The organism is uncultured Shewanella sp., from assembly GCF_947495455.1.
Taxonomy (GTDB): Bacteria; Pseudomonadota; Gammaproteobacteria; order Enterobacterales; family Shewanellaceae; genus Shewanella.
Window position 1 is genome coordinate 38,865 of sequence record NZ_CANLZC010000038.1, and the last position, 7,190, is coordinate 46,054.

At 37.6% G+C, this 7,190-nt stretch carries 7 protein-coding genes; 4 read left to right on the forward strand and 3 right to left on the reverse strand.

The genetic code is table 11. The features are described 5' to 3' along the window. Window positions 1-55 precede the first annotated feature (55 nt). Entirely contained in the window at window positions 56-2,146 is a 2,091-nt protein-coding gene (locus Q0791_RS11695; protein WP_299006347.1) for a S9 family peptidase, read from the reverse strand. Between the two features lie 175 nt (window positions 2,147-2,321). On the opposite strand from Q0791_RS11695, the gene Q0791_RS11700 reads away from it, so the two are divergent. Both Q0791_RS11700 and Q0791_RS11705 read left to right on the forward strand, forming a co-directional pair. Further along, a complete protein-coding gene (locus Q0791_RS11700) occupies window positions 2,322-2,885 on the forward strand; it encodes a DUF2975 domain-containing protein (protein ID WP_299006349.1) in 564 nt (187 codons plus the stop codon). A 25-nt stretch (window positions 2,886-2,910) separates the two neighbouring features. Next, window positions 2,911-3,129: a helix-turn-helix transcriptional regulator gene (locus tag Q0791_RS11705; protein ID WP_299006350.1), complete on the forward strand. Its 219-nt coding sequence runs from the start codon at window positions 2,911-2,913 to the stop codon at window positions 3,127-3,129. A 405-nt stretch (window positions 3,130-3,534) separates the two neighbouring features. Here Q0791_RS11705 and Q0791_RS11710 read toward each other — a convergent pair whose 3' ends face one another. Together Q0791_RS11710 and Q0791_RS11715 are read right to left on the reverse strand one after the other, a co-directional pair. After that, the gene (locus tag Q0791_RS11710; protein ID WP_299006352.1) at window positions 3,535-4,413 is read right to left on the reverse strand and encodes an EamA family transporter; all 879 of its coding nucleotides are present in this window, start codon (window positions 4,411-4,413) and stop codon (window positions 3,535-3,537) included. A gap of 13 nt (window positions 4,414-4,426) precedes the next feature. Further along, window positions 4,427-5,254: a phytanoyl-CoA dioxygenase family protein gene (locus Q0791_RS11715; protein ID WP_299006355.1), complete on the reverse strand. Its 828-nt coding sequence runs from the start codon at window positions 5,252-5,254 to the stop codon at window positions 4,427-4,429. Window positions 5,255-5,830: 576 nt separating this feature from the next. Between Q0791_RS11715 and Q0791_RS11720 the strand changes: the two genes are divergently transcribed. Both Q0791_RS11720 and Q0791_RS11725 read left to right on the forward strand, forming a co-directional pair. Further along, a complete protein-coding gene (locus tag Q0791_RS11720) occupies window positions 5,831-6,520 on the forward strand; it encodes a hypothetical protein (protein ID WP_299006357.1) in 690 nt (229 codons plus the stop codon). 211 nt (window positions 6,521-6,731) lie between these two features. After that, on the forward strand, window positions 6,732-7,064 hold the full coding sequence (locus Q0791_RS11725) for a hypothetical protein (RefSeq protein ID WP_299006359.1): 333 nt from the start codon (window positions 6,732-6,734) through the stop codon (window positions 7,062-7,064). The last annotated feature ends 126 nt before the right edge of the window (window positions 7,065-7,190 follow it).

A 7,190-nucleotide genomic window follows, 5' to 3' on the forward strand; every position in this document is an offset into this window, starting at 1 on the left:
CAAAAAGGACGCATATTAGCGTCCTTTTTGCTCACCAATACAGGATAAGAACAAGTTACAAACGACTCACATCCACTTTCAGAGTATCTAAATGCGCACTGATAACCGAAGGTCCATTGCTATCGGATCGCCCACCTAAATGTTTTGCAAAAAATTGCTCCATGGCCACCACATAAGCCAGTTTATTTTGGCGCTTTAAAAAACCATGGCCTTCATCTTTCGCTAAAATATATTCCACCGGCAATGACTGCTTAAACATCACCTTAGCAATATTGTCAGACTCTTGCTGGGTCACTCGCGGATCGTTTGCTCCTTGTACTAACAATAAGGGCGTTTTAATTTTATCCACAAACTCAATGGGAGAGCGAGCCAACATATCTTTTCTATCCGCTGCGATCAGTGGATCCCCTACCGCATTATAAAAACGAGCCAGATAAGGACGAAAACGCTCAGGAAAGGATTCAAGTAAGGTAATTAAACTAGACGGCCCCACATAAGACACCGCCGCACGATACACGTCAGGCGTAAAAGTGATCCCCGCTAACGCCGCATAACCACCATATGACGCCCCCATAATGCCCACACGTTGCTTATCCGCTATGCCTTCATCAATTAAAAATTGTACACCGTCGGTCAGATCATTTTGCATTCCACCCGTGCCCCAACTCTTATTGCCCAGATTTAAGAAATGCTTACCAAAACCTGTGGACGCACGAAAGTTAGGTTGCAGCACCGCATAGCCTCGATTAGCAAGCAGCTGTGCAACCGGGTGAAAATAGCCTGACGATAAGCGCCAGTAATCCCGTGCCCAAGGGCCACCATGGGGTAAAACAATGGTAGGTAAGTTCTGCGTTTTCCCTTTGGGTAAGGTCAAATAAGCTTGAATAGTCACGCCATCACGAGCTTGATAAGTAATAGATTGTCGATGAGAAAGCAGCTCCGGGGCGATGGCAGACTTGGTGGCTAATAACACACTCACAGTTTCAGTGTTGGCGTTATAGCGGTATTCACTGCCCATATCCACATCACTGCCCACATTCAATTGCCAAAGGCCGGTGGTGTCATCCAAAGAATGAATGCTTATTTCAACATCTTCCTTAAAATGCCCATTAATTTTTGCCCAATGATGAGCAAATTGCTCAGTTAATGGGTAAGTGCGCAAACGCCCTCCATAATAAGACACAGCCACAGGCACGCCATTTTCATTAAATGTCACATCATAAACATCCGACCCATTTAAAGGATCTTGATGTAGTGTGGTCAACTTACCCGTTTTAAGCGCAACACGAATAAGCTGCATCTTATCTCGACCATCAATGTTAGCACCGATATACGCCAGCCTTTGCTTTTCATCCAGGCCATATAACTCAAGCTGCTCACCAAATTGAGTGGTCAATAATGCCTTCCAAGCATTTTTTGATTGAATATACAGTGTTGACGTATTATTTGGATTATTGCCCACCCCCACAAGAGGTAACCCCTGACTGCTCACTTTTACCTCAATTAATCCATGCTTATTGATGAAAACAGGACTGATGTTCGTCGTATTCACATTCAAATGATACAGATCAGAGCGCTCAGCATTATCCTGATTGGCCATCACCACTAAGGTATCGGGTTTATCTTTCACTTGCCCGATATACTCGTAGGATACTTGATCATTATCCGTTAATGCCTTAATGCTAATGCTGGATAAGCTTGCTTGTCGTTGCGACTTGTCTTCATCAAAGGTTAATTGATACAGCTGAGTATTCTCATTACCCTCAGTATCTTTGACAAAAAACAGCGTATTTTCTTGTGTTGACCAATAAAATGCCTTGATGGGATCGTTTGATTGAGTCACTGGAACAGCCGTTTCCTGACCCTCACCCGCCGCCATTAAATAAATATTTCTGCTTCCCTGATACTCTTTAAAAAAAGCCAACCATTTTCCATTCTTTGAACCTTTTAGCCCACTCACAGCTTGCTCATTAAAAAAATGCTCTACGGGAATAAGTGCCGCTTCTGGCTGCACACTTGTCTTATCGACAGTCACCTTATCCATTGCACTATTTCTTGCATAATCTTGTGCACATCCCGTCAGCCATAAACTGAGCAAACTGAGCCCCATCCATAAGCTTAACCACCCTTTTTTTATTCTTAGCATTACATTCACTCCTATTGTTGTATACCTGTGATACTTGACTCAACCACATTGAACAAGATTCACTCAGCAAATCCTAATACAGAAAATAATTATTGTAAAACGATAATTAATTATATTTTTACAGTAATGGAAATCATGATATATTGACTAAACCATCACAAGAGCATATTGAAATATGAAAACCAATACTGTGCATAAACACAATAAAAACATGAAAAAGCTGATGAAAATCAGTGGAGTATTTCGAGTCTTAATCATATTGGCAGCAGTGGGGGTAGTTGTTTTTTTAGGCTATCGCTATATTGACAGTGATGCATTGCGCTTCGGCGGTAGCCCGCTATTTCATGCGCTCTGGTTCCATGACAATGCCAATCGTGGCCTATTATTTGCCATACAATTGCCCCTCTTTTTGGCTCTGGTATTAGGCGCATTCTGGCTGCAAAGATTACTGGGCTATTTTCAACAAGGACACTTCTTCAGTAATCAAACCATGAATTGTTATTTGTGGTTAATTTGGATAAAAATAGTGAGTTTCGGCTATAAATTTATTCAACCATTAATCATCCACCATTATTATTCTGTGCTTGAGCAACAAACCCCATTACACTTAACAGGCCACTTTCCTCTTCAATTAGAAATTAGCTTTGATAGCATCACCACGCTTTTGCTTTTACTCGTGATAGCTTATTTATTAAAAGCTGCCAAAGACATCGAAGCCGAAAACAAGACATTTATTTAACGACCAATCAGGTTTATCACGCACCATGGAAATCATTGTTAATTTAGACGTCATGATGGCAATTAGAAAAGTCAGCTCTAAAGAGTTGGCCAAAGCCATTGGGATCACCGAGGCCAACTTGTCTTTACTCAAACGCGGCAAAGTCAAAGGGGTACGATTCGAAACCTTAGCCAATATTTGCCAATACTTAAACTGCCAACCCGGCGATATTCTCGAATTTAAAGGCAATGGCATAGAAAAATAGCCCAAACGACACTCACACATTCAACTCAAACAAAAAAGGACGCATCAAAGCGTCCTTTTTGGTATTCACAGTCAATTGTGATGTCTGAAGAGGTATAGTTAAGTTGACACGTTCGAGACTTATCGATGCAAACCTCAAAAAATGAGTGTTAAACAAACACAAATTCATTATTCATTAAGCTTTCAATTAGCCCTTGTTAGCCTAAATCCATCGTTCAGAAATAAATGCCTATTTTCGGCGTTGGTATAAAGCGAATGCAGATAAGCAATGAGTATTCTACCAGTGATAAGGAGCCTTATCACTGGTAGAGAAACATAAGAAAAATTAGATTAGAAATGCCAATTAATATATTTTATTAGTGAGCTATAAAGGCGCTATCACAATATAAGGCTTTAATCTTATTGATTATCCAAATATAGTTCCACATACAATAGCTACAACTATAATTGTTAAACTTATATATTGTATTCTATCTATTTTTTCCTTAAAAATGTATGCACCTGCTAAAGCTGTTAATGGGAAAGCTAAGTTTCTTATCATTGTAACAATAGCGGCTTTTTCTCCAGCAAGAGCTATTGCATAAGTATAAGAGGCAATACCCCATGACAACCCTAAAAGGGTCATTAGTAAAATTACTTTAACAGTAAAAACTTTTCCTGTTGGTTTAAGGCTGATGTTTTTTAATTTCCCCGCAATAAATAGAGAAACTAAAACTGCTGGGAAAACCGAAATTTTATCCCATACAAAAAAGTCAGTAGGGCTTAAATAAGTAGTCAATAAATACCTATCAAAAATTACTGTAGATGAAAACAGTAAAGTCGGAAGCGCGACATATGAAGCTATATCTTTTATGCTGTATGAGTTCTTTCTAACAGGAATTAAGATTGCAATTGATACTGATAGAATAGCAACCCATTGAACAGTATTTAATAACTCTGATAAGAATACTAACGAAAATATACTTATCATAACTGGTTGTGAAGCAGCCATTAATGCGCCATTAAATGCACCAAGTTTTTCAACAGCCTTAAACCTAAGGTAGAAACCTAAACCATATATAACATTTTTAACGCATAGCAAAAGAAATACATTTATCTCTATTTTTATACTGTTAATTAAAACAATAAATATAGAAATTATAAATATTGGTAATATGCTATACACAACACATGTTTGTGAGTTATATATGTTTTTTTTTGTTGCCCCTGCAACTAGTAATGAGTTTACAACATTACCAAGTGCAGAAATAAAAGCAATTAAAATAAAATAGTCTATTGTTGTCATTTTAGTTATTGTTTCACATTAAACAGCTTATTGATTTTCTAGAATTAGAAGTATTATTTAAGTTTGATTCATGGACACATAGGCTGTTAAATATTACTATATTTCCTTTTTTTAATGGGATTGATTTAGAAGAGTATTCACTTCTAATATATTTCAATTGTTTTTCATTAAGTATCCCTCTATGGCATTCTTTATTAATTAATCCATTATTATGAGATTTAGGGTACATTACCATACAGCCGCTATCAATAGGGGCGGGATCTATTGCTATATAAATACTTAATGTAGGTTTATAGTTAGGTTCATTCCATCGATCTTGATGGGCAGGAAGAGCTGTTCCACCATGGGGTGATTTGTTCATCATCATTGAACGCATAGTTTCAAAAGGGGAAGTAATACCAGCTTTAGTTCTAACTTCATTAAAAAGACGTGATTTAAAGAAGTTTTTAAACTTATTATTGTTTTCTAAATTTTCTATTTTTCTATATTCTAAAGTTGGCCCCTTCCAACCTATTGATTGTTTACCAGCTCCATTATAGTTACCAGTTTTACTATCAAGTTGCATAATCAATGATTCTGAGTTCTTACCATACATCATGATCTCATAGAGCTCATTGTTTATTTCGTTTATGGTTTTTTCATCTACTGTTTTGTTTAAAACAACATAACCTTCAGTTAAATAATGTTTCCACTCTGATCCTGAAATAAACACATCTTCATAGTCATTAAGTTCCCACTTTGACTTCAAAGATGATTTTTCACTATTTATATCTAACTCCCATTTTGATTTTAAAATACGATCTTTATTTTTAAGGTTTGATGATATTGATAACTTTTCCATTTAAAAATCCATTTATCCATTTTTAAGGCCGTGAATTTTAATAATCTATATATTATTTAATATTATACATAGGTATAATAGAATTTTTATTTGAAATTAATATTCATATGATTTATAAGTAAATTATTTATTAGTAATTACTGAATTGGGTCGTTATTTATTCTATTTGACTATTTAAAAATCTTTTTTGTGTTGTAAAAAGTCATTTTTAACCTCAATTGTTTTTTATAGGTAAAATACTTTAATAATCATTTGTTGTAATCGTTAACATAGAAATATATTTATATTGAGTAATAAAGAGGAAGAATTGTTTATTTCAATTGAAAAAAAACAATTTTCCTCAAAAAAACCGTCTATTTTACATAATAGGGAAAGTGTGAAACGCGGCTTTAGCACTCAGTTGATATTTACCTGCTAAGCTTCAAAAAATTACCTTTTCTCATCGAAAAGCCGTCGAAATGCCTCTGCTAATACTTGGTCAAAAGCACCACTTTGGTGCTTGGACTGATTAGAGGCCTTAATGTGGCTTAATAATAGTTTTTCCACACTTCTTGTTGGATGAATGAGGTTAAATCAATGGGCGGCCGTATTTACGATCCGAGCCTTATTCTAACTTTGGGCCGTTTCCTGCAAGCCTATCCCTTCTTGTTAAACCAGAGTCAAGCCCCAAAGAACCTGCAAAATTACAATCGCTATTCGTATGTATTGAATAATCCGCTGACGTATACGGATCCCAGTGGGTACTTTTTTAAGGCGTTAACCAAAATCGCAGGCTTTGGGCTCGCAGGTGTTGAAGGCGCGTATCTTTCTCATAAATCCCATGAACTCATCGCCAACAGCCAAACGCTAACCTCGATAACTGTTGCCGCCGTTGGTGTTGTCACCACAGCATTTTGTGGCCCTTGTAGTATCGGGTTTACTGCATTAGCGTCAGCCAACTTAACCTACTATCGCACTGGGAGTATGCGAGCAGCCTTGACATCAGGTGCTATCACAGGAGCGATGTCGGCAGTATTTTATGGTATAGGTGAAGCTTTTTCTATTCAAAACTGCGCTAATTGCTATGTAAGAGAGGGCGGAAAATACGTATTAGAAAACGGTAAGCCTATTCTTACGGTGGGAGCTCGAGCAGCAAAAACCATCACTCATGGCTTTGCAGCTGGTGTCATGGCAGCAGCTCGAGGCGGTAATTTTGGCAGCGCCTTTCTCGCTGCAGGTGTGAGCCAAGCTTTTGCACCACCCTTTATATCAGTATGCAACGATTGATAAACGAGCTGAAGACTCTTGATGGCATGGGTGAGCAAGGTGTTAGCTTTGATTTTGGTCGCACGGCCGCGTCAGCCGTGCTCGGCGGTACGGCTTCCCCTATTATATAACAAAGAGCAGTGGCGGAACGCTTTATAAACAAAGAAGGCCAACTGGGACGAATTCGCTTAGTAAAAAGAGCGCGGCCTTTGCGAGGATCTTTAATGATCAGATGCATTACCAAACTTTAAAAAGCAGGATCCTAACTGCAGGCAAAAGTGCACTATCTTTTCTTCAAAATAAATCATCAGATTTGTACAATTATGCTCTGGATAAATTAGCAACTGAAATTAATTCAATTACCTCATCACTAATAAATAACTCAAATGTTAAATTTGATGCCGCATTAATCGGTGGTGCACTTGGAGGTGGAATATCTTCAGCGGTAACATTAGCATTGTCAACATCATTTGAAATTGGAGTCTTCTATACACTTTCAGCTGGCGGTTATGCTGGTTATGCTGGTTATGGCGGAGGTATGAATTATTCTATTGGTACATGGTAAGGAAATTTGAATGCTTTAAGCGGATTCAGTGGCAGTTTTGGTGGACATGAGCCTTGTTGATCAAATAGCTGCTTGAGATACAGCTATAGCAAGGTTTTCCGAGTTTTATTTCGTTGCCTGTCGAAC

What these genes read in the sequence shown, in the direction of transcription:
- Q0791_RS11725 (WP_299006359.1), top strand. Translation starts at nt 6,732, where the DNA reads ATGCATTACCAAACTTTAAAAAGCAGGATCCTAACTGCAGGCAAAAGT.
- Q0791_RS11705 (WP_299006350.1), top strand. Translation starts at nt 2,911, where the DNA reads ATGGAAATCATTGTTAATTTAGACGTCATGATGGCAATTAGAAAAGTC.
- Q0791_RS11710 (WP_299006352.1), bottom strand. Translation starts at nt 4,413, where the DNA reads ATGACAACAATAGACTATTTTATTTTAATTGCTTTTATTTCTGCACTT.
- Q0791_RS11700 (WP_299006349.1), top strand. Translation starts at nt 2,322, where the DNA reads ATGAAAACCAATACTGTGCATAAACACAATAAAAACATGAAAAAGCTG.
- Q0791_RS11720 (WP_299006357.1), top strand. Translation starts at nt 5,831, where the DNA reads ATGGGCGGCCGTATTTACGATCCGAGCCTTATTCTAACTTTGGGCCGT.
- Q0791_RS11715 (WP_299006355.1), bottom strand. Translation starts at nt 5,254, where the DNA reads ATGGAAAAGTTATCAATATCATCAAACCTTAAAAATAAAGATCGTATT.
- Q0791_RS11695 (WP_299006347.1), bottom strand. Translation starts at nt 2,146, where the DNA reads ATGCTAAGAATAAAAAAAGGGTGGTTAAGCTTATGGATGGGGCTCAGT.